Source organism: Cupriavidus lacunae, from assembly GCF_003353055.1.
GTDB lineage: Bacteria > Pseudomonadota > Gammaproteobacteria > Burkholderiales > Burkholderiaceae > Cupriavidus > Cupriavidus lacunae.
Genome location: NZ_QKWJ01000020.1, coordinates 14,292 through 33,702, shown reverse-complemented (window position 1 = coordinate 33,702; position 19,411 = coordinate 14,292). Strand labels below are relative to the sequence as shown.

Genomic DNA, 19,411 nt, shown 5'->3' with positions numbered 1-19,411 from the left:
CCATGACCGCATTTTTCCATCGCCAGGACGGCGCGCTTGCCGTCGAGCAGGTGCCGCTGGCGCGCATCGCCGCCGAATTCGGCACGCCCACCTACGTGTACTCGCGCGCGGCGCTGACCGCTGCCTACCAGGCCTACGCCGCCGCCTGCCAGGGCCGCAAGGCGCAGGTCCAGTACGCCATGAAGGCAAACTCCAACCTGGCGGTGCTGCAGGTGTTTGCCAAGCTCGGTGCCGGCTTCGACATCGTCTCGGGCGGCGAACTCAAGCGCGTGCTGGCCGCCGGCGGCGACCCGCGCAAGGTGGTGTTCTCGGGCGTGGGCAAGAGCGCGGCCGAAATGGAACTGGCGCTTGCGCATGACGTGCGCTGCTTCAACGTCGAGTCGATTCCCGAGCTGGACCGCCTGAATGAAGTGGCCGGTCGCGTGGGCAAGCGTGCGCGCGTGTCGCTGCGCATCAACCCCGACGTCGATGCCAAGACTCACCCTTATATCTCCACCGGCCTGAAGGGCAACAAGTTCGGCATCGCCTTCGAGGACGTGCTGCCGACCTACCGCGCCGCGGCCGCGCTGCCGCACCTGGAAGTGACCGGCATCGACTGCCATATCGGTTCGCAGATCACCGAGGTCGAGCCCTACCTGGAAGCGCTGGACAAGGTGCTGGACGTGGTCGAGGCGCTTGAGCGCGAGGGCATCAGCCTGGCGCATATCGACGTGGGCGGCGGACTGGGCATCACCTACACCGACGAGACCCCGCCGGACATCACCGGCTTTGCCACCACGCTGCTGGAACGCGTGGCCGCGCGCGGCCACGGCCACCGCGAGGTGCTGTTCGAGCCGGGCCGCTCGCTGGTGGGCAATGCCGGCGTGCTGCTGACGCAGGTGGAGTTCCTGAAGCCCGGCGCGGCCAAGAATTTCTGCATCGTCGATGCCGCCATGAACGATCTGGCACGTCCGGCCATGTACGAGGCCTACCACCGCATCGAGCCGGTGGTGCTGGGCGACGCGCAGGCCGTGACCTACGACATCGTCGGCCCGGTGTGCGAATCGGGCGACTGGCTGGGCCGCGACCGCGCGCTGGCGGTGCAGCCGGGCGACCTGCTGGCAGTGATGTCGGCCGGCGCCTACGGCTTCACCATGAGCTCCAACTACAACACCCGCCCGCGCGCCGCCGAAGTGATGGTCGACGGCGCCAGGGTGCACCTGGTGCGCGAGCGCGAGCTGGTTGAAGACCTGTTCCGCGACGAGCGCCTGCTGCAAGACTAAATCCCACAGCCCGGCCCGCCTATGCGTCCTGCGCAGCGGGCTGGCGCGCCCCCATGGCGGGCTGGCGCAGCCGCCACCACAGCCGCCTCCCCAGCAGCACGAACACCACCGCCGCATAGATCGACACTTCGCTGAAGTCGTTCTTGCCCGCCTTGTGCCACCAGTAGTGCAGGATCGCCAGCACGGCGATGGCGTAGACCAGCTTGTGCAGCGCCTGCCAGCGCTTGCCGCCCAGGCGGCGCACCATGCCATTGGTCGAGGTCAGCGCCAGCGGGATCATCAGCATGAAGGCGGTGAAACCCACCGTGATAAAGGGCCGCTTGTACACGTCCTTGATCATGTAGGCGAAGTCAAACCCGCGGTCCACGCCAATCCACAGCAAAAAGTGCTGCACGCCGTAGAAGAAGGCGAACAGGCCCACCATGCGCCGCAGCTTGATCAGCCAGTTCCAGCCGGTGAGGCGGCGCAGCGGGGTGATGGTCAGCGTCAGGCACAGCATCACCAGCGTCCAGGTGCCGGTGGAGCGCGTGACGAACTCAAGCGGGTTGGCGCCGAACTGTTCGGTGGCGCCCAGGTACAGCAGCCGCATGAATGGCAGCAGCGCCAGCAGCCAGAGCGCGATCTTGAGCGCGCGCACGCGCTGCGGCGACAGCGTGGTCAGGCCGGCCGGCTTGCGCACCGCGGCGGCGGCGCTGGTGGTAGAGGTAGCCATGCGCTCGCCTTGCATCAGAAGAACTTCTTCAGGTCCATGCCCTGGTACAGCGACGCCACCTGCTGGCCATAGCCATTGAACGGCAGGGTCTTGCGCTTGGGCGCGAACAGCGCGCCAAAGCCGCTGCCGCGCTCCTCGCCGATGCGGCGCTCGGTGGCCTGGCTCCAGCGCGGGTGGTCCACATCCGGGTTCACGTTCGAATAGAAGCCGTACTCCTGCGGCGCGGCCAGGTTCCAGCTGGTGGGCGGCTGCTTGTCGACAAAGCGAATCTTCACGATCGACTTGGCGCTCTTGAAGCCGTACTTCCACGGCAGCACCATGCGCACCGGCGCGCCGTTCTGGTTGGGCAGGACCTCGCCGTACAGGCCGAAGGTCAGCAGCGCCAGCGGGTGCATGGCCTCATCCATGCGCAGGCCCTCGCTGTACGGCCAGTCGAGCACGCCGCTGCTGACGCCGGGCATCTGCTTCTTGTCGGCCAGCGTGATGAACTGGACGTACTTCGCGCCGGGCTGCGGCTCGACGCGGCGGATCAGTTCAGCCAGCGGATAGCCGATCCACGGGATCACCATCGACCAGCCCTCCACGCAGCGCAGGCGATAGATGCGCTCTTCCATCGGCGCCAGTTTCAGCAGCTCGTCCAGGTCATAGACCCTGGGCTTCTTCACCAGCCCTTCCACCGCCACCTGCCACGGACGCGGACGCAGCGTGCCGGCGTTGCGCGCCGGGTCGGACTTGTCGGTGCCGAACTCGTAGAAGTTGTTGTAGGAAGTCACGTCCTCGTAGGGCGTGCGCTTCTCGGTGACGACATAGGCATTGTTGGGCGTGGCGGCCAGCTTCGCGCCGTGCTGGCCCTGCGCCAACGCCTGGCGCGCAAACCACGGCGACAGCGCGCTGCCCGCCGCCCCCGCGGCGGCCAATGCCAGCACGCGGCGGCGGCCTTCGAAGACGTGACGGGGCGTGACCTCGCCGGCGGCGATATCGCCGCCGCGCAGCCATTTGGGGGAAGGAATCAGCATGGTTTTCCTTGTTGCCTGGCCGTGCCGGCGCCGGTTGCGCCTGCACGCTTGCAGGATTGGACTCGGGGCTTGGTCGCGGCGTGCGGGCCAGTCCTGACAGTTTTTTGTGGATGCATCGAAACGACGCAGCTCATGACCCGCCAAGCGCGTGCCATGTGCGGCAAGCGCTGCGTGCGGACGCTTATCCGCCCGGCTATCCGCCTTGGTATTGCTGGTACACCACCTGCGCCAGCGTCAGCAGCCGCGCGCGTTCCAGCGGCCCCGCCAGCGCAAAGCCCAGGTCGCGGTCGATCCAGTAGAAGGCCATCATCGGGTCGCGGCCCGGCGCTGGCCGCCTGGCGCCCTCACCCGACATGCGCTCGACGCGGAAGCCCGTATCGGGCGTGCCCTGCGCCATGCGCCGCAGCTGCAGCGACAGGCGCGTGCCGTCGTCCGCTTCATACATCAGGATGGCCGACGGACCGCCTTCGGCCACGCCCAGCCTGCCGCCGATCAGGTGAAAGCCCTGCGGGCGCAGGTCCGGCACCTGCAGTGCCGTGCCCAGGCGCTTGGACAGCCAGGCGATCAGGTGGGCCTCTTCGGTCGCCGCGACTTCCACCGGGTGGCGCATCTCCGGGGCGTAGACCGCGTGCGTGGCCAGCGCCTCGCGCGCAAAGCGCTCGCCCGGGGCCAGCACCAGCGTGCTGCTGCCAAGCCGGCCATGCGCCAGCCAGCCAAGCGCGCCGCCCACGGCCAGCAGCGCGACCGATGCGCAGGTGGCCGCCAATGCCATGGCCCAGCGCGGCCTGGGCCGCGCGGCATTGCGCCTGCCGTCGCCGTGCAGCCCGGGCGGCAGCGCCACAAGCGGCACCGGTTCGTTCAGTACGGGATCCAGCATGCCGTGCAGGGCATCGGCTTGCCGGCGCCAGGCTGCGACCTGCGCCGCCGCGTCCGGGTGCTGCGCCAGGTAGGCCTCCACGGCCGCGCGGCGCGCGCCAGACAGCTGGCCGTCGGCGTAGGCGTGGAGATCGGCTTCGTGGATGGCGGACATCATTTCACCCGCTGCAGGGGATTGGCGGCGGCTGGCCGGGCCACGGCGGCGCCATCGAGCAGGCGCCGCATCTGTTCGCGCGCCCGCGCCAGGCGCGACATCACGGTGCCTTGCGGAATATCGAGCACGCGCGCGGCCTCGGCATAGGTCAGTTGTTCCAGGCTGACCAGCAGCAACACCGCGCGCTGCGGCTCGGGCAACTGCGCCAGCGCCTGCACCAGGTCGCGGCGCAGGCCCGGGTCATCGGCGGGGCCGCTGACCTCGGGCAGCGTATCGGTGGTGACCACCAGTTCCTTCCTGCGCAGGGTATTCAGGCGCAGGCGGTGCATCACCGTCAGCAGCCACGGCAGCAGGCCATCGGCGCCATCGCCCCACCACGCGCCGGGGCGCAGGCGGAAGCGCCAGCGGTAGCGCAGCGCGCGCTCGAGCGTGTCCTGCACCAGGTCGTCGGCCAGTGCCGCGTCGCCGGTGAGGCCGCGCGCATGGCGCCGCAGCCGCGGCGCCAGTGCGACGAGCTGGCCGTCAAACCCTTCCATGCCGTGGCCGCAGTGGTGCTATGGGCGCGTCAGGGCTTGGCGGCGTGCCAGACGTTGTTGATGTTGTCGCCGCCACGGTCGCCCGCCTTGGCGTCCTTGGAGAAGCGGTACAGCGGCATGCCGCGGTACGCCCACTGCTTGCCGCCGTCTTCACGGGTGATGATGGTGTACTGGCCCGAGGCACTGGTGCCCGGCGCGGCCATCAGCGGCGGCCAGTTGGTGGCGCAGGGGCCGTTGCAGGCGCTCTTGCCGCTGCCGGCGGTGTCGCGGTCGAAGGTGTACAGCGTCAGGCCCTGCGGATCGGTCAGCACGCCATCGGCCACCTTCACCGTGGGCGGCATGTTGCCGGCAGTGCCGCCGCTCATGCCGGCGCAGCCGGCGAGCAGGACCGCCGCACAGCCGAGCGCAAGCGCGGCGGGACGAACGAGGGATGCAGCAGTGGTAGGACGCAGACGTGCCATGATCTTTTTCTCCATGCGAACCGGTGCCGCCAGCCGGCACCGCTCCTCCAGTAAACACCGAATGTGATGCCTATATTCCATCACGTTGCAAAAAAGATAAAAAAACCTGCCCGAAGGCAGGTTTTTTGCATCGCAGCATAGGGACAGTCAGAGTTCGCCGTAGCTGTGCAGGCCCGACAGGAACATGTTGACGCCCAGGAACGCGAAGGTCGTCACCAGCAGGCCGACCAGCGCCCACCACGCCGCCACCGTGCCACGCAGGCCCTTCATCAGGCGCATATGCAGCCAGGCCGCGTAGTTCAGCCAGACGATCAGCGCCCAGGTTTCCTTGGGGTCCCAGCTCCAGTAGCCGCCCCAGGCCTCGGCCGCCCACAGCGCGCCCAGGATGGTGGCAATGGTGAAGAAGGCGAAGCCGACCGCGATCGCCTTGTACATCACGTCGTCGAGCAGCTCCAGCGACGGCAGGCGCTCGGCCAGGATGCCGTGCTGCTTGAGCAGGTAGGCCACCGACACCATCGCCGCCAGCGCGAAAGTACCGTAGCCGATAAAGTTGGCCGGCACGTGGATCTTCATCCACCAGCTTTGCAGCGCCGGCACCAGCGGCTGGATCTCCTGCGCATTGCGGCTGACCGTGTACCACAGCAGGAAGCCCACCGCGGCCGACACCACCAGCATCACGAACGGGCCCAGCGCGCGCGTGGCGTAGCGGCCTTCGTAGTACAGGTAGAACAGCGAAGTGATCAGCGTGAACAGCACGAACACTTCATACAGGTTCGAGATGGGGATATGGCCGATGTCGGTCCCGATCAGGTACGACTCGTACCAGCGCACCAGCAGGCCGGTGAAGCCCAGCACCACTGCGGCCCAGCACAGCTTGCTGCCGATGCTGTAGCCCGTGCCCGAGCGCGTTGCCAGCCCGACCCCGTAGAACAGCGTGGACAGGAACACCAGCGCGCTCATCCACAGGATGGCCGACTGGCTCGACAGGAAATACTTGAGGAAGAAGGCCTGGTCCGCGCGCGCCAGTTGCCCGTGGTAAAGCTGGATCGCGAACAGCGACAGCATCGCCAGCGCCGGCATCAGGAGGCGCACCGACTTCCAGTGCCAGCCAAGCAGGGCAAAGGTGGGCACGGCAGCGATCAGCACAGCCTTGTCGTAGCCGTTCATCCACTGCCCGTATTGCGACAGCGCCACGCCCGCGCCGACGGCCAGCGCCAGTGCGAACAGCCAGTCCAGCCAGGTCAGGCGGCGCAGGAAGGAGGGTTCGAGATAGGCCTCGTCAGCGGCACCGGTGTTGGCGCGCGTGGTGCCGCGCATGGCGGGGTTGGCCTGGTTCACATTTGAGGACATAGCGTACCTGCTCAATTCAGTGTGTGGTGCCGGCGGGACCGGAGGAACCGGAGGATTCGGGCACTTCGGCGCGGCCCCCTGCGGCGCGGCCGATATCGTCGCGCAGCGCCGTGAATTCCTTTTCGAAATCCATGGTGCGACGCTGGGTCGACATCGCCATCAGCACATGGCTGCCTGGACCGGTGTCGCCCTCGACGGGCTTGTCTTTCACCCAGATCCAGACCCGGCGCTCGCGGATATAGAACATCGAGAACACGCCCAGCACCAGCAGCAGACAGCCAAGATACACGATGTTCTTGCCCGGCGCACGGGTCAGCTGGAACACACTGGCCTTGATTTCCTTGAAGTCGTCGAGCTGCAGGAACACCGGCGCGCCGTAGAAGAAACTATCCGACAGCGCGTTGATGGCTTGCTGCAGGAAGGTGCCGCTCTGCGCACTGTTGGCCACCACCGGCAGCTTGTCCTGCGCGCGCGCCAGTTGCCACAGCTCCCACATCGAGCCGTTCAGGATCTTCAGCAGCACGTCGGCCGCCTTCTGCTGCTCGGCAGGGGGCACGGACTTTTCCAGGAAGGCCGCGATCGCGGTGAAGCCGCCCGGCGGAGAATTCGGCGTGGGCCGCGTGGCGCCGGCGAACAGGTCGAGCGCGCGCAGCGAGCTTTCCGCCAGCTGGCGGCGCAGGTCGGCCTTGTCATCGCCGGGCATCGATGCCAGCGCAAAGCGGCGCGCGGCCTCGCCGCGCAGGGTGCGGTCCTGCAGCGCGGCGCGCAGGCGCATCCAGTCGGCCACGCTGCCCTGGTCGTCGGCGGGAATGCGCAGGTAGCGGAACGGCTCGCTGGGCGACTCGCGCATGCCGGCCAGGAACACCGACTGGCCATCCATCTGCACCGGGACCATGTAGTTGTTGTACTCGCGCGCCTGGCCGGTGCGGTCGCGCAGCTTGTACTGCACCGACGGACCGACGTTGCGCAGCGTCTTGGCGCGATCGGTGCTGGCAGCGGCGCCGAGGTGCTTTTCCAGCGTCTCGTTGAAGGACTTGCGCGCCACGCCGCGTGCATCGGGCTTGCCCGAGGCATCGGTGACGTTCTCGATATTCATCAGCCGGAAGTCGCTGAACTCGACCGTCAGGCCTTCGCCGTCCGCGCTGGTGCCGGTGTCCGCCAGCGGCTTGTTGCCGCCCACCGCGCCGTCGATGGTGAAGGTGCCGTGGCCGCTGCCCTGCATCGGGTAGCCGACGAACTTCAGGCGCGAGCCCCCGTCCTCGAAGCTGGACTGGTAGATGGCGATGCCGTCGACGATCAGTGGCTCGTTCACCTTGATGGTGGCCTCGGTCTGCTTGCCGGTGGCGCGATCGGTCACGATCACATCCGAGGCAAACAGCTTGGGCATGCCGGTCTCGTAGAAATCGACCTTGAACTTCTTGAGCGTGATCGCGAACGGCAGGTCCTGCACCAGCGCGCCGTCCGAGATATTCAGGATGGCGGTGGAGACGGTGGAGCCCTCGGGCACGTAGGCGTTACCGCGGAAGCCCGGGTTGCTCGTCGACAGCCGGTGCTGCGGCGGGATTTCGCTGATGACCGCGTTGCCGCTGATCGGGGTCTTGCCGCCCAGCCACATCTGCGCGCGGATCAGCAGGTCGCCGTCGAGCAGGCCGCCGATGCAGATCACCACGATGGCGGTGTGCGCCAGGATATAGCCGGCCTTGTTGGCAGCGCCGGCCTTGGCGGCCAGCAGCGTGGCGCCCTCATGCTCGACCGCCTTGAGCCGGTAGCCGCGGTTGCGCAGCAGCGCCGACAGGCGGCTCACCGCCTCGGTACGCGGGCGCGCGCCGTCGAACTCCCCGCGGTGATGGAAGGCGCGCAGGCTGCGTTCGCGCACATGGTCCTTCCACGAGCGCATGTCCGCCACCATCTTGGGCGCGTTGCGCACCAGGCACAGGCTGGTCGACACCACCAGGAAGGCCAGGATCAGCAGGAACCACCAGGAACCGTAGACCTTCTGCAGCGACAGCGTGTGGAACACATCGGCCCAGAACGGCCCGAACTGGTTGACGTAGTTGGGATACGGCTCGTTCTGCTTGAGCACGGTGCCGATCACGCTGGCGATGGAGATCACCGTCAGCAGCGTAATCGCGAAGCGCATCGAGGACAACAATTCGACCGCGTCGCGCAGCACGCGGTGAGAGGTCTTCAGGTGCAGCCCTGAAGTGGAAGCGGTCGACATGTGCAGTGAAACCTAAAACAACGTGCGGCTTAGAAATGAATAAAGGGTGGACATGCTTTGGCAAGCAGGCCACCCTTTTCGATTGTGACAAGCGCGTTCGGTTGCATGCCGCGGCACGCCCGCTGGGGCGGAGGCCGCCTAACCGATGCGCCGGCGCCTGACGGCGCCAGCGGTGTCGCGGAATCCCGGATCGTCAGCGAACCCCGGCGACGTAATCCGCCACCGCCTTGATCTCGGCATCCGACATCTTGGCGGCGATGGTCGTCATGACCGGGTTGTTCTTGCGGGTGCCCTGGCGGAATGCCACCAGTTGTGCCTCGGTATAGTCCGCCCACTGCCCGCCGATACGCGGGTACTGGGCCGGGATGCCGGCGCCGGTCGGACCGTGGCAGGCGGCGCAGGCCGGCACGCCCTTGGCCGCGATGCCGCCGCGGTAGATCTTCTGGCCGGCTTCGATGGTGTCCTTGTTCTTGGCGGTGGCCGGCTTGAGCGACTGCTTGGCCAGGTAGGCGCCGACGTTGCGCATTTCCTCGTCGGTCAGCACTGACGCCATCGGCATCATGATCGCGTTGTTGCGTGCCTTGGCCTTGAAGTCGGCCAGCTGCTTGTGGACGTATTCAGGATGCTGCGCGGCCAGCTTCGGGTTGGCGGCGGCGGCACTGTTGCCGGCGGCGCCATGGCAGCTCAGGCAGGCGGGCACATTGCGATCGGGGGCACCTTGCGTGTACAGCGTTTCACCCTTGGCCGGGTCAGCCTTTGCGGCGGCCTGCTCTGCGGCAGATGCCAGTCCGGAAAGGGCGGCGGCAGGAACGGCCAGAGCCAGGACACCCAGAATCTTCGCAATGCGGTTCATTCGCACACCTTCTCTGAATTGTTTTTGGATACCGTGATGCGTGCCGGCCCGGCGCTTTGCCGGCGGTGAGGACGCGCCGGTGCAAAAGGCTGGTATCGTGGCGACCCGCGTGCGGCTGACCGATCCGCATGACACTGGCCGTGGCGGCAGACCCCGCCAGCCCGCTCCCGCTGCTGCTGCCGCACCCTCCGGTGCAACACGCAATGCGGGGCAAGGCCTTGCCCACGATGGAACGACACACTAGGCTTCCCGCCCGGACGACGGCAGCCGAGGCACGCGGCCATGGATGCCACGCGTCACCCGTTCAGGAGACCGTAAACCGGCGTATTGTACAATAAGTTATGTGCCGGATTGATGCCTTGCGCCTTGTCATGCCCCTTCGGGCTGCGCCAGGTCAACCCCGGCGGGCGGCCCATGCCGCCAGCCATCCCACCCTGGCGAGACCCCGGCCCCGGCACGCGCACTGCGCGCTGCCCCCGCGGCCCGCCCCACCGCTCTAGCGCATGTCCCTTCTTCACCAGGCCCGCTTCTTAATCACCGTGAACCACCTGCGCGACCTGCCCGCCACGGCCGTGCCGGAGGTGGCATTCGCCGGCCGCTCCAACGCCGGCAAGTCCACGGCCATCAACATCCTGTGCAACCAGAAGCGGCTGGCGTTCTCGTCGCGCACCCCCGGGCGCACGCAGCACATCAACTATTTCTCGGTGGCGCCGGTCAAGGCGCCCGACCCGCTCGCCTTCCTGGTCGACCTGCCCGGCTACGGCTATGCCGAGGTCTCGGGCTCGGCCAAGTACCACTGGCAGGGCCTGCTGAGCGACTATGTGCAGACGCGCCAGCAACTTTCCGGCCTGATCCTGATGATGGATGCGCGCCGCCCGTTCACGGATCTCGATTGCCAGATGGTGGAGTGGTTCCTGCCCACGGGCCGGCCCATCCACGTGCTGCTGACCAAGGCCGACAAGCTCACCAACAGCGACAACGCCAAGGCACTGCGCGAGACCCGCAAGATGCTGCAGGGCTACGCCGAGCAGATGGAAACGCCGGTACCGATGACGGCACAGCTATTCTCCAGCCTGAAGCGCCGCGGCATCGAAGAGGCGCAGGGCGTCATCGCCGGCTGGCTGAACCTGCCGGAAGCGCAGAAGGCCGAACCGAAGGCCGCCCCTGAAAAAGCGGAGCCGCCCGCGGCCGATCCGGCTGCATAGGCCTGCGCCCAGCGCGCAAAAAAAAGCCCCGTTGCAAGCAACGGGGACAAACTTTCCCGCCGCTGGGGCGGGTACCCGCTCAGGGAGGAGTAGCGGGGGACACCGCGCCACGCAGGGCGCAACGCAAAGTGTCCGCGAGTATGATAGCGGGCACGCTCAAAAGTTTAGTTTTTCTTCGGCCAGCCGCATGACGCTGCGCGCCGTGCTTGCCGGCCCGCTTTCCTGTCCAGCACTTCAATCAAGAAGCCCGCCATGTCCACCTTCCCCGAATACCGCCCGCGCCGCATGCGCCGCGATGATTTCTCCCGCCGCATGATGCGCGAGCATCGCCTGTCCCCGGACAACCTGATCTACCCCGTCTTCATCCTCGACGGCCAGAACCAGCGCCAGGCGGTGGCGTCGATGCCGGGCGTCGAGCGCGTGTCGGTCGACCTGCTGATGCCGGTGGCCGAAGACTGCGTCAGGCTGGGCATCCCCGTGCTCGCGCTGTTCCCGGTGATCGACCCGTCGCTGAAGACGCCGGACGGCATCGAGGCCATCAATCCCGAAGGCCTGGTGCCGCGCGCCGTGCGCGCGCTCAAGGATCGCTTCCCCGAGCTTGGCGTGCTGTGCGACGTGGCGCTCGACCCCTACACCAGCCACGGCCAGGACGGCGTGCTCGACGACAACGGCTACGTCATCAACGATGTGACGGTGGAAATCCTGGTGCGCCAGGCACTGGCACAGGCCGAAGCCGGCGTCGACATCGTCGCCCCGTCCGACATGATGGATGGCCGCATCGGCGCGGTGCGCACCGCGCTGGAAGACAACGGGCATATCCATACTCGCATCATGGCGTACTCGGCCAAGTATGCGTCGGCGTTCTACGGCCCGTTCCGCGACGCGGTGGGCTCGGCCGCCAACCTGGGCAAGGGCAACAAGATGACCTACCAGATGGACCCGGCCAATACCGACGAGGCCCTGCGCGAAGTGGCGCAGGACATCCTGGAGGGTGCCGACATGGTGATGGTCAAGCCCGGCATGCCGTACCTGGACATCGTGCGCCGCGTCAAGGACGAGTTCCGCTTCCCGACCTACGTCTACCAGGTCAGCGGCGAGTACGCGATGCTCAAGGCCGCCGCGCAGAACGGCTGGCTGGACCACGACAAGGTGATGATGGAATCGCTGCTGGCCTTCCGCCGCGCCGGCGCCGACGGCATCCTGACCTATTTCGCGCGCGACGCCGCGCGGCTGCTGACGGCCTGAGCGGCCAACGGACAGAGCGCCTATGGAACTGCTCGGCTTCTCGGCCAGCCAGGTACACCCGCTCGCCTCACTCACCGAGGCGGGCAGCTTCCTCAGCGGCAATGCCGCCGCGCTCTTCGTCTGGGCGGACTTTTCCACCGAGGAAGTCACCGCCGCGCCGGATGCCTGGCGCGAGAGCGTGCGCCAGCTTGCCGGCGCGCCGATCCTGGACCTGCACCTGACCGACGCCACCAATGCTACGCATCCGTCGTATTTCGATACGACCAATGCGTACGACATGGTGATTTTCCGCAAGCTGGCCTTCGAGACCAGCCGCGCCATCGCCGAGGCCGAGCCGCAGGAGGCCACGGCAGGCACGGTGAAAGCACCTGCTGCCGACACCGCTGCCCGACCCAAGCGCCATCCCCCCGGCTTCCTGCCGGCGCTGGCCAAGATCGACACCCAGCCGGTCACGTTCTTCGTCTTCGATACCGTGCTGGTCACGGTGCGCTCCGGCCAGTCGCGCACGGTCGACCAGGTACGCCAGCGCCTGCTGGAGCTGTGCCAGGCGCCGCGCCCGCAGGCCACGCCCACGCGCGGCAACAGCCAGCCGCTGCTGCACGGCGTGCGCCCGCCAAGCCGGCCCGAGGACCTGATGCTGCGCCTGCTCAATGCCATGGTCGACCGCTACCTGGAACTGCGTGCGCCGCTGACGCGCCAGCTCGACCGCTGGCAGCGCGCGCTGCTCAATTCGCGCCGCAGCTTCTCAAGCTGGGAGGGCCTGCTGGATGCACGCATCCAGCTGCGCAAGCTGGAACACCTGAGCGAGGAACAACGCGACGCGCTGCAGGAGTTCCGCGACAGCCTGCTCGACAACCGCTACAGCAACGACCAGCCCGGCGGCCCGGCCGATGCACCGGGCCGCGACGAGGTGCTGCTGGTGCGCATCAACGATGTGATGGAGCATATCCAGCGCGTGCTGGCGCATGCGCGCCGGCTGGAGGATTCGATCGAGTCGGCGGTGCAGATCCACTTCTCGGCAGTGGCGCACCGGACCAACCGCACCATGCGCGCCCTGACGCTGATCACGGCGCTGTTCATGCCGCTGACGCTGATCACCGGCGTGTTCGGCATGAACTTCGACCGCATGCCCTGGCTGCGCGAGCCGCAGGGGTTCTGGTGGTCGATCGGCCTGATGGGTGCCGTGGTGGTGGTATTGGCGGCGCTATGGGGGCTGGCGCGGCAGCTGGAGCGCTAGCGCAGGACTGGGTACGCCTCAGGTGCGCGTGCGCGTGCCGAAAGCACGCTCCAGGCTTTCCAGGAAGCGATTGGCGGACTGGTAGCCGATCACGCGCACCGGGCGCTCGCGCCCGTCGGCACCGAACAGGATGATGCCGGGCGGCCCGAACAGGCCGAAGCGCTTGAGCAGCACCTTGTCGTCGGCATTGTTGGCGGTCACGTCCGCCTGCAGCAGCACGATCTCCGACAGCCGCGCGCGCACGCGCGGATCGACGAAGGTCATGTGCTCCATCTCCTTGCAGCTGACGCACCAGTCGGCATAGAAATCCAGCAGCACGGGCTTGCCCGCGGCCTCGGCCTGCGCCACGCGGGCATCGAGCTCCGCCACGCTGCGCACGCGCTCGAAGCGCAACGCCTGCGCCCCACCCGCCGCTTCGCCACCGGTGCGTGCCACGCTCAGGTGCGACAGCGGCTGCAGCGGATCACGCCCGCCCGAGGCCACGCCGATCAGCACGATCGCCGCGGCGATCGCAAACAGCACGCCCATGCCCTTGCCGACACGCGCCAGGTTGCGCGGATCGGGGCCCAGCCCGTCGAAGGCGCCCAGGAACACCGCCGCTACCAGCAGCAGCGCCGCCAGCGCCAGCATCGTGGCCCAGGCCGGCAGCACCGGCGCCAGCATCCACAGCGCCACGCCCAGCAGCAGGAAGCCGAAGAAGCGCTTGGTGACCTCCATCCAGCGCCCGGCGCGCGGCAGCAGGTTGCCCGCGCCCACGCCCACCAGCACCAGCGGCACGCCCATGCCGAGCGCCATCGCGAACAGCGCCGCGCCGCCGGTCACGGCATCGCGGGACTGCGCGATATAGGCCAGCGCACCGGCCAGCGGCGCCGTGACGCAAGGCCCGACGATCAGCGCCGAGATCGCGCCCATCGCCGCCGCGCCCGCCACCTGGCCGCCCTGGCGGCGGTTGGACGACTCGGTCAGGCGGGTCTGCCAGCGCTGCGGCAGCTGCAGCTCGTACAGCCCGAACATCGACAGCGCCAGCGCCACCATCAGCGCCGCGAACGCGCCCAGCACCCACGGCGTCTGCAACGCGGCCGACAGGCCCTCGCCCAGCAGCCCCGCGGCCACCCCGACCGCGGTGTACACCACCGCCATGCCCGCCACATAGGCCAGCGACACCACCAGCGCGCGGCCGCGGGTGACGTGCTCGCCCACCACGATCGACGACAGGATCGGCACCATCGGCAGCACGCAGGGCGTGAAGGTCAGCAGCAGGCCCAGGCCGAAGAACAGCGCGGCGATCAGGCCCAGGTTGCGGCTGGCCAGCGCGCCGGCGATGCGGTCGCTGTCGTCGGCGCGCAGCACCGCCGCCGGGGCAGGCGTGGCCGGCACCGGCGCCGGCGCCGCCGCGGGCGCATCCGAGCGAGCGCGCTTGCCAAACAGGTCGGCCAGGCCGCCGCCGCCGACCTTGTACACGCTCTCCATCGGCGGATAGCACAGGCCCTTGTCGGCGCAGCCTTGCGAAGTGACCGTCAGCGACCACTTGCCGTCGGCCGGCGCCGCCTCGACCGGCACACGGATGACCACGCTGTCGCGGTAGGTCTCCATCTCCTTGCCGAAGGTCTCGTCGAACTTGACCTTGCCGTGCGGATAGACCGGCATGCCCAGCTTCACGTCAGCGGGCTGTGCGGCAAAGTGGAAGCGCTCGCGGTACATGTAGTAACCGGGGGCGACCTCGAAGCGCACCTCGATGGTCTTGTCGTCGAGCTGGCTGGCGGCAAAGCGGTAGGCCTGCTCCGGCGGCAGGAAGTCGTCCTCGGTGGCGGCATGCGCGCCGCCCGCCAGGCACAGCCAGGCCAGTGCCGCCAGCAGCGCTGCGGCAATATGCCGCGCCCAAACCTGCCCGCGCGCGCGCTCCAGAAGTGCCAAACCGATGTTCATGAAGCTGATTCCTGTCTGTCTTGAATTGGGGGTGCCGCCGTACCTGCTGCTGCGCTGCAGGCGCCGCTGCCCTATTTTTCCGGCACCGAGGGGCTTCCGGTCTCGCCGCGGACCCACGCCAGGTAGGGCGCGTAGCCCGCTGTCACGGGCCAGGCGATCAGCTCCGGCACGTCGTAGGGGTGATGTTGCCGGATCACGGCCTCCAGCGCAGCGTAGCGTGCGCGCGTGGTCTTGATCAGCAGCGGCCACTCCTGCGCCCGTTCGAGATTGCCCTGCCACCAGTACTCGGATTCGACCGGCGCCAAACGGTTCACGCAAGCGGCGGCGCGCGCCTGCAGCACCGCCTGCGACAGGTGCGCCGCGGTCTCGGCATCGGGCGTATTGGTGATGACGACGATCACCTCGTCCGGGTCTGTATGACTTTGCATCGACACTCTCCTTGCGCCAGGCAGCGACCGTGGCCGCAAAAACAAAAGAGCCAGGCAGATGCCTGGCTCGATTGTAAGCGGTGTGCCCGGACCCGTCGCCGCGGCGGCGGGCGGGAAACTACCTTATTCCGCGGCTTCTTCGGCCGGGGCTTCGGTGATTTCCGGACGATCCACCAGTTCGACCAGCGCCATCGGCGCATTGTCGCCCTGACGGAAACCGAACTTCAGGATGCGGGTGTAGCCGCCCGGACGGGTGGCGTAGCGCGGGCCCAGTTCGGTGAACAGCTTGGTGACCATGTCGCGGTCGCGCAGGCGGGCGAAAGCCAGGCGGCGGTTGGCAACGGTGTCCTTCTTGGCCAGCGTAATCAGCGGCTCGACAACCTTGCGCAGTTCCTTGGCCTTGGGCACGGTGGTCTTGATCAGCTCGTGCTGGAACAGCGAGTTGGACATGTTGCGCAGCATCGCGAGACGGTGCGACGAGGTGCGGTTCAGTTTCCGCAGACCATGACGGTGACGCATGATGATTCCTTTCAGTTAAGTGTTTGACCAGCTCTTCTATCGTCCGATGCGGCTGGACGCGGGCCGGTAGTCATACATGCCCCGGCCGAAGCCAGGGCGGTTACCGCGGCGCGGGACGGATGTCCCGCGCCACAATTACTTCTCCAGACCTGCGGGCGGCCAGTTCTCGAGCTTCATGCCGAGGGTCAGGCCACGCGAGGCGAGGACTTCCTTGATCTCGTTGAGCGACTTGCGACCCAGGTTCGGGGTCTTGAGCAGTTCGTTCTCGGTACGCTGGATCAGGTCGCCGATGTAGTAGATGTTTTCGGCCTTCAGGCAGTTGGCCGAACGCACCGTCAGCTCCAGGTCGTCGACCGGGCGCAGCAGGATCGGGTCGATCTGCGGCGTGCGGCTCGATGCAGCTTCCGCTGCGGACTCGGTGCCTTCCAGGGCGGCGAACACGGACAGCTGGTCGACCAGGATGCGGGCCGACTGGCGAATCGCTTCCTCGGGCGAGATCACGCCGTCGGTTTCGATGTTCATCACCAGCTTGTCCAGGTCGGTACGCTGTTCCACGCGAGCGGACTCAACCGCGTACGACACGCGGCGCACCGGCGAGAACGAAGCGTCCAGCACGATGCGGCCGATGACCTTGCCCGACTCGTCGCCGAACTTGCGCACGTTGCCCGGCACATAGCCGCGGCCTTGCTCGACCTTGATCTGCATGTCCAGCTTGCCGCCGGCAGACAGGTGGGCGATCACGTGGTTCGGGTTGATGATCTCGACGTCGTGCGGCAGCTCGATATCGGCAGCCGTGACCACGCCTTCGCCATCCTTGCGCAGCGACACCGTGACTTCGTCGCGGTTGTGCAGCTTGAACACGACGCCCTTCAGGTTGAGCAGCAGGTTGACGACGTCTTCCTGCACGCCGTCGATGGTGGAATACTCGTGGACCACCCCAGCGATCGTGACTTCGGTCGGTGCATAACCGACCATCGACGACAGCAGCACGCGACGCAGGGCGTTACCGAGCGTATGGCCGTAGCCGCGCTCGAACGGCTCCATCACGACTTTGGCGTGATGGTCGCCCAGAGGCTCGACGGCGATGATTTTTGGCTTGAGGAGTGCTGTTTGCATTAGGTTGTCCTTTTCAATACCCTCGGCTCGTTACACCGATAAGGCTGACGTTTGGAACCTGAAAATCCCATCGTGAGATGGGCGAAGCCCGACCGCGCATACAGCGCGTCGGGCTGAAAGAAAAGCTTTGCGGCGAACGCAAGCTCTGGCCGTTCCGTTCGCGTGATTAACGCGAGTACAGTTCGACGATCAGGCTTTCGTTGATGTCACCCGAGATATCGGTGCGATCCGGCACTTGCTTGAAGGTGCCTTCGAACTTCTTCGAGTCCACGGCCACCCAGGTCGGGAAGCCCGACTGCTCGGCCAGCGACAGCGATTCGGCGATACGGACTTGCTTCTTCGACTGCTCGCGGATGGTGACGATGTCGCCAGCCTTGATCTGGGCCGACGGCACGTTCAGGGTCTGGCCGTTCACCAGGATCGCCTTGTGCGACACCAGCTGGCGCGCTTCAGCGCGGGTCGAGCCAAAGCCCATCCGGTACACGACGTTGTCCAGGCGCGATTCCAGCAGTTGCAGCAGGTTTTCGCCGGTGTTGCCCTTGCGGCGGTCGGCTTCGGCGAAGTAGCGGCGGAACTGGCGCTCGAGCACGCCGTAGATGCGCTTGACCTTCTGCTTCTCGCGCAGCTGGTTGCCGTAGTCGGAGGTGCGGGCACCCGAGGTGCGGCCGTGCTGGCCGGGCTTGCTGTCCAGCTTGCACTTGTCAGCCAGCGAGCGGCGGGCGCTCTTCAGGAACAGGTCGGTGCCTTCACGGCGGGAAAGTTTGGCCTTCGGGCCGGTATAACGTGCCACGTTGTCTTCCTTTGATCGATCACGGCGCCTTCAGGACGCGCCGCGAGTCCGTCAACGCAGTACTTCCGCGGTGCGACTTTGCACCCGGGAGACCGTGACGGACGGTGGGCTTATAAAGCGCGCCCCCTTGCCACGTATGGCCGAGTACGACGCTGCAAGCATTTACCAGTGCGCCGGCATGGGAATGTGCCCTAAGAGACATTCCCTCGACGCAAAACGAAAACCTGCCGCATTAAAATGCAGCAGGTCAACGCGACATACTACCATACCCGAAACCGGCAGGTAAACCCGCCGGGTCCGGACACACCAACGCTCAGATGCGGCGGCGCTTCGGCGGACGGCAGCCGTTGTGCGGAATCGGCGTGACGTCTTCGATGATCGCGATCTTGATGCCCAGCGCGTTCAGCGCGCGGACAGCCGATTCACGACCCGGGCCGGGGCCCTTGATGCGCACTTCCAGGTTCTTGATACCCTGGTCTTGCGCCACGCGGCCGGCGTTCTCGGCAGCAACCTGGGCAGCGAACGGGGTCGACTTGCGCGAACCCTTGAAGCCCTGGCCACCGGCGGTCGCCCACGACAGGGCGTTGCCCTGGCGGTCGGTGATCGTGATGATGGTGTTGTTGAACGAGGCGTGGACGTGCGCAATGCCGTCGGCAACGTTCTTCTTGACCTTTTTACGCGCGCGAGCGGCGTTATTCGGACCTTTTGCCATTAGTTTCTTCCTCTGCCTTCGGCTTTACTTCTTCAGAGCCACGCCGGCCTTGCGCGGACCCTTGCGGGTACGGGCATTGGTGCGCGTACGCTGGCCGCGCATCGGCAGGCCCTTGCGGTGACGCATGCCACGATAGCAACCAAGGTCCATCAGACGCTTGATGTTCATCGTGGTTTCACGACGCAGGTCACCCTCGACCGTGACCTTGCCCACTTCGTCACGAAGCTTTTCCAGGTCGGCGTCGGTCAGATCCTTGACCTTCTTGTCAAACGGTACACCGGTGGCCTCGCAAATCTTGCGAGCGCGCGAGCGGCCAACACCGTAAATGGCGGTCAGACCGATTTCGGTGTGCTTGTGGTTCGGGATGTTAACCCCTGCGATACGTGCCATTCGTCAATCCTCTTTCCGATTAGCCTTGGCGTTGCTTGTGGCGGGGATCCGACGAGCAGATCACGCGCACGACACCGTTGCGCTTGATGATTTTGCAGTTGCGGCAAATGCGCTTAACAGAAGCCAGCACTTTCATAATTTTCCTCTTCCTTCAATTCCTGTTCGCTCACTTCGTCCGGAAGACGATTCGTGCGCGCGACAGATCATATGGGGTCAGCTCGACCGTCACCTTGTCACCCGGAAGAATCCGGATGTAGTTCATTCGCATCTTGCCGGAGATATGGCCCAGTACTACATGGCCATTTTCCAGCTTGACCCGGAACGTCGCATTGGGCAGGTTTTCCAGGACCTCCCCCTGCATCTGGATGACGTCGTCTTTTGCCATACCTAGCCTGTACCGAT

At 66.7% G+C, this 19,411-nt stretch carries 21 protein-coding genes; 4 read left to right on the top strand and 17 right to left on the bottom strand.

Features of this window, described 5'->3' with window-relative positions; genetic code table 11:
- The first annotated feature begins 2 nt into the window (after positions 1 to 2).
- A complete protein-coding gene (lysA, locus tag DN412_RS17460) occupies positions 3 to 1,262 on the top strand; it encodes a diaminopimelate decarboxylase (protein ID WP_115212759.1) in 1,260 nt (419 codons plus the stop codon).
- Between the two features lie 19 nt (positions 1,263 to 1,281).
- Here lysA and msrQ read toward each other — a convergent pair whose 3' ends face one another.
- The 8 genes from msrQ to DN412_RS17420 form a co-directional block, all read right to left on the bottom strand.
- Positions 1,282 to 1,989: a protein-methionine-sulfoxide reductase heme-binding subunit MsrQ gene (gene msrQ, locus DN412_RS17455; protein WP_115212758.1), complete on the bottom strand. Its 708-nt coding sequence runs from the start codon at positions 1,987 to 1,989 to the stop codon at positions 1,282 to 1,284.
- Positions 1,989 to 2,990: a protein-methionine-sulfoxide reductase catalytic subunit MsrP gene (msrP, locus tag DN412_RS17450; RefSeq protein WP_115212757.1), complete on the bottom strand. Its 1,002-nt coding sequence runs from the start codon at positions 2,988 to 2,990 to the stop codon at positions 1,989 to 1,991. Before msrP ends, msrQ begins: the two co-directional genes overlap by 1 nt.
- Before the next feature lie 193 nt (positions 2,991 to 3,183).
- Complete coding sequence (locus DN412_RS17445) at positions 3,184 to 4,023, bottom strand: anti-sigma factor family protein (RefSeq protein ID WP_115212756.1); 840 nt, start codon at positions 4,021 to 4,023, stop codon at positions 3,184 to 3,186.
- On the bottom strand, positions 4,020 to 4,556 hold the full coding sequence (locus DN412_RS17440; RefSeq protein ID WP_115212755.1) for an RNA polymerase sigma factor: 537 nt from the start codon (positions 4,554 to 4,556) through the stop codon (positions 4,020 to 4,022). The genes DN412_RS17445 and DN412_RS17440 overlap by 4 nt, the downstream gene beginning before the upstream one ends.
- A gap of 29 nt (positions 4,557 to 4,585) precedes the next feature.
- Positions 4,586 to 5,017, bottom strand: coding sequence for a COG4315 family predicted lipoprotein (locus DN412_RS17435; RefSeq protein ID WP_115212822.1), 432 nt, complete (start codon positions 5,015 to 5,017; stop codon positions 4,586 to 4,588).
- 147 nt (positions 5,018 to 5,164) lie between these two features.
- Entirely contained in the window at positions 5,165 to 6,334 is a 1,170-nt protein-coding gene (gene ccsB, locus DN412_RS17430) for a c-type cytochrome biogenesis protein CcsB (RefSeq protein WP_208647615.1), read from the bottom strand.
- 49 nt (positions 6,335 to 6,383) lie between these two features.
- A complete protein-coding gene (locus tag DN412_RS17425; RefSeq protein ID WP_115212753.1) occupies positions 6,384 to 8,588 on the bottom strand; it encodes a cytochrome c biogenesis protein ResB in 2,205 nt (734 codons plus the stop codon).
- A gap of 193 nt (positions 8,589 to 8,781) precedes the next feature.
- Positions 8,782 to 9,441 (bottom strand): c-type cytochrome, encoded by a 660-nt coding sequence (locus DN412_RS17420; protein WP_078198143.1) that lies wholly within the window; start codon positions 9,439 to 9,441, stop codon positions 8,782 to 8,784.
- A 503-nt stretch (positions 9,442 to 9,944) separates the two neighbouring features.
- Between DN412_RS17420 and yihA the strand changes: the two genes are divergently transcribed.
- The 3 genes from yihA to DN412_RS17405 all read left to right on the top strand — a co-directional run bounded on the left by yihA (position 9,945) and on the right by DN412_RS17405 (position 13,128).
- On the top strand, positions 9,945 to 10,646 hold the full coding sequence (gene yihA, locus DN412_RS17415) for a ribosome biogenesis GTP-binding protein YihA/YsxC (protein WP_115212752.1): 702 nt from the start codon (positions 9,945 to 9,947) through the stop codon (positions 10,644 to 10,646).
- A gap of 252 nt (positions 10,647 to 10,898) precedes the next feature.
- Entirely contained in the window at positions 10,899 to 11,891 is a 993-nt protein-coding gene (gene hemB / locus DN412_RS17410) for a porphobilinogen synthase (RefSeq protein ID WP_115212751.1), read from the top strand.
- A 22-nt stretch (positions 11,892 to 11,913) separates the two neighbouring features.
- Positions 11,914 to 13,128, top strand: coding sequence for a magnesium transporter CorA family protein (locus DN412_RS17405; protein WP_115212750.1), 1,215 nt, complete (start codon positions 11,914 to 11,916; stop codon positions 13,126 to 13,128).
- Between the two features lie 18 nt (positions 13,129 to 13,146).
- Here the strand turns inward: DN412_RS17405 and dsbD are convergent, their stop codons facing one another.
- The 9 genes from dsbD to infA form a co-directional block, all read right to left on the bottom strand.
- Positions 13,147 to 15,054, bottom strand: a complete 1,908-nt coding sequence (gene dsbD / locus DN412_RS17400; protein ID WP_115212749.1) for a protein-disulfide reductase DsbD — start codon at positions 15,052 to 15,054, stop codon at positions 13,147 to 13,149.
- Between the two features lie 71 nt (positions 15,055 to 15,125).
- Entirely contained in the window at positions 15,126 to 15,482 is a 357-nt protein-coding gene (cutA, locus tag DN412_RS17395) for a divalent-cation tolerance protein CutA (protein ID WP_115212748.1), read from the bottom strand.
- 123 nt (positions 15,483 to 15,605) lie between these two features.
- Positions 15,606 to 16,001, bottom strand: a complete 396-nt coding sequence (gene rplQ / locus DN412_RS17390; protein ID WP_010812373.1) for a 50S ribosomal protein L17 — start codon at positions 15,999 to 16,001, stop codon at positions 15,606 to 15,608.
- A gap of 135 nt (positions 16,002 to 16,136) precedes the next feature.
- A complete protein-coding gene (locus DN412_RS17385) occupies positions 16,137 to 17,117 on the bottom strand; it encodes a DNA-directed RNA polymerase subunit alpha (protein ID WP_010812374.1) in 981 nt (326 codons plus the stop codon).
- 166 nt (positions 17,118 to 17,283) lie between these two features.
- Complete coding sequence (gene rpsD, locus DN412_RS17380) at positions 17,284 to 17,907, bottom strand: 30S ribosomal protein S4 (protein ID WP_115212747.1); 624 nt, start codon at positions 17,905 to 17,907, stop codon at positions 17,284 to 17,286.
- Between the two features lie 313 nt (positions 17,908 to 18,220).
- A complete protein-coding gene (gene rpsK, locus DN412_RS17375) occupies positions 18,221 to 18,619 on the bottom strand; it encodes a 30S ribosomal protein S11 (protein WP_010812376.1) in 399 nt (132 codons plus the stop codon).
- A 24-nt stretch (positions 18,620 to 18,643) separates the two neighbouring features.
- A complete protein-coding gene (gene rpsM / locus DN412_RS17370; protein WP_010812377.1) occupies positions 18,644 to 19,009 on the bottom strand; it encodes a 30S ribosomal protein S13 in 366 nt (121 codons plus the stop codon).
- A 19-nt stretch (positions 19,010 to 19,028) separates the two neighbouring features.
- On the bottom strand, positions 19,029 to 19,145 hold the full coding sequence (gene rpmJ / locus DN412_RS17365; protein ID WP_008642959.1) for a 50S ribosomal protein L36: 117 nt from the start codon (positions 19,143 to 19,145) through the stop codon (positions 19,029 to 19,031).
- Between the two features lie 30 nt (positions 19,146 to 19,175).
- A complete protein-coding gene (gene infA, locus DN412_RS17360; RefSeq protein WP_010812378.1) occupies positions 19,176 to 19,394 on the bottom strand; it encodes a translation initiation factor IF-1 in 219 nt (72 codons plus the stop codon).
- Positions 19,395 to 19,411 lie beyond the last annotated feature (17 nt).

Coding starts and splice junctions, on each gene's coding strand:
- lysA (WP_115212759.1), top strand. CDS start 3: ATGACCGCATTTTTCCATCGCCAGGACGGCGCGCTTGCCGTCGAGCAG.
- msrQ (WP_115212758.1), bottom strand. CDS start 1,989: ATGCAAGGCGAGCGCATGGCTACCTCTACCACCAGCGCCGCCGCCGCG.
- msrP (WP_115212757.1), bottom strand. CDS start 2,990: ATGCTGATTCCTTCCCCCAAATGGCTGCGCGGCGGCGATATCGCCGCC.
- DN412_RS17445 (WP_115212756.1), bottom strand. CDS start 4,023: ATGATGTCCGCCATCCACGAAGCCGATCTCCACGCCTACGCCGACGGC.
- DN412_RS17440 (WP_115212755.1), bottom strand. CDS start 4,556: ATGGAAGGGTTTGACGGCCAGCTCGTCGCACTGGCGCCGCGGCTGCGG.
- DN412_RS17435 (WP_115212822.1), bottom strand. CDS start 5,017: ATGGCACGTCTGCGTCCTACCACTGCTGCATCCCTCGTTCGTCCCGCC.
- ccsB (WP_208647615.1), bottom strand. CDS start 6,334: ATGCGCGGCACCACGCGCGCCAACACCGGTGCCGCTGACGAGGCCTAT.
- DN412_RS17425 (WP_115212753.1), bottom strand. CDS start 8,588: ATGTCGACCGCTTCCACTTCAGGGCTGCACCTGAAGACCTCTCACCGC.
- DN412_RS17420 (WP_078198143.1), bottom strand. CDS start 9,441: ATGAACCGCATTGCGAAGATTCTGGGTGTCCTGGCTCTGGCCGTTCCT.
- yihA (WP_115212752.1), top strand. CDS start 9,945: ATGTCCCTTCTTCACCAGGCCCGCTTCTTAATCACCGTGAACCACCTG.
- hemB (WP_115212751.1), top strand. CDS start 10,899: ATGTCCACCTTCCCCGAATACCGCCCGCGCCGCATGCGCCGCGATGAT.
- DN412_RS17405 (WP_115212750.1), top strand. CDS start 11,914: ATGGAACTGCTCGGCTTCTCGGCCAGCCAGGTACACCCGCTCGCCTCA.
- dsbD (WP_115212749.1), bottom strand. CDS start 15,054: ATGAACATCGGTTTGGCACTTCTGGAGCGCGCGCGCGGGCAGGTTTGG.
- cutA (WP_115212748.1), bottom strand. CDS start 15,482: ATGCAAAGTCATACAGACCCGGACGAGGTGATCGTCGTCATCACCAAT.
- rplQ (WP_010812373.1), bottom strand. CDS start 16,001: ATGCGTCACCGTCATGGTCTGCGGAAACTGAACCGCACCTCGTCGCAC.
- DN412_RS17385 (WP_010812374.1), bottom strand. CDS start 17,117: ATGCAAACAGCACTCCTCAAGCCAAAAATCATCGCCGTCGAGCCTCTG.
- rpsK (WP_010812376.1), bottom strand. CDS start 18,619: ATGGCAAAAGGTCCGAATAACGCCGCTCGCGCGCGTAAAAAGGTCAAG.
- rpsM (WP_010812377.1), bottom strand. CDS start 19,009: ATGGCACGTATCGCAGGGGTTAACATCCCGAACCACAAGCACACCGAA.
- rpmJ (WP_008642959.1), bottom strand. CDS start 19,145: ATGAAAGTGCTGGCTTCTGTTAAGCGCATTTGCCGCAACTGCAAAATC.
- infA (WP_010812378.1), bottom strand. CDS start 19,394: ATGGCAAAAGACGACGTCATCCAGATGCAGGGGGAGGTCCTGGAAAAC.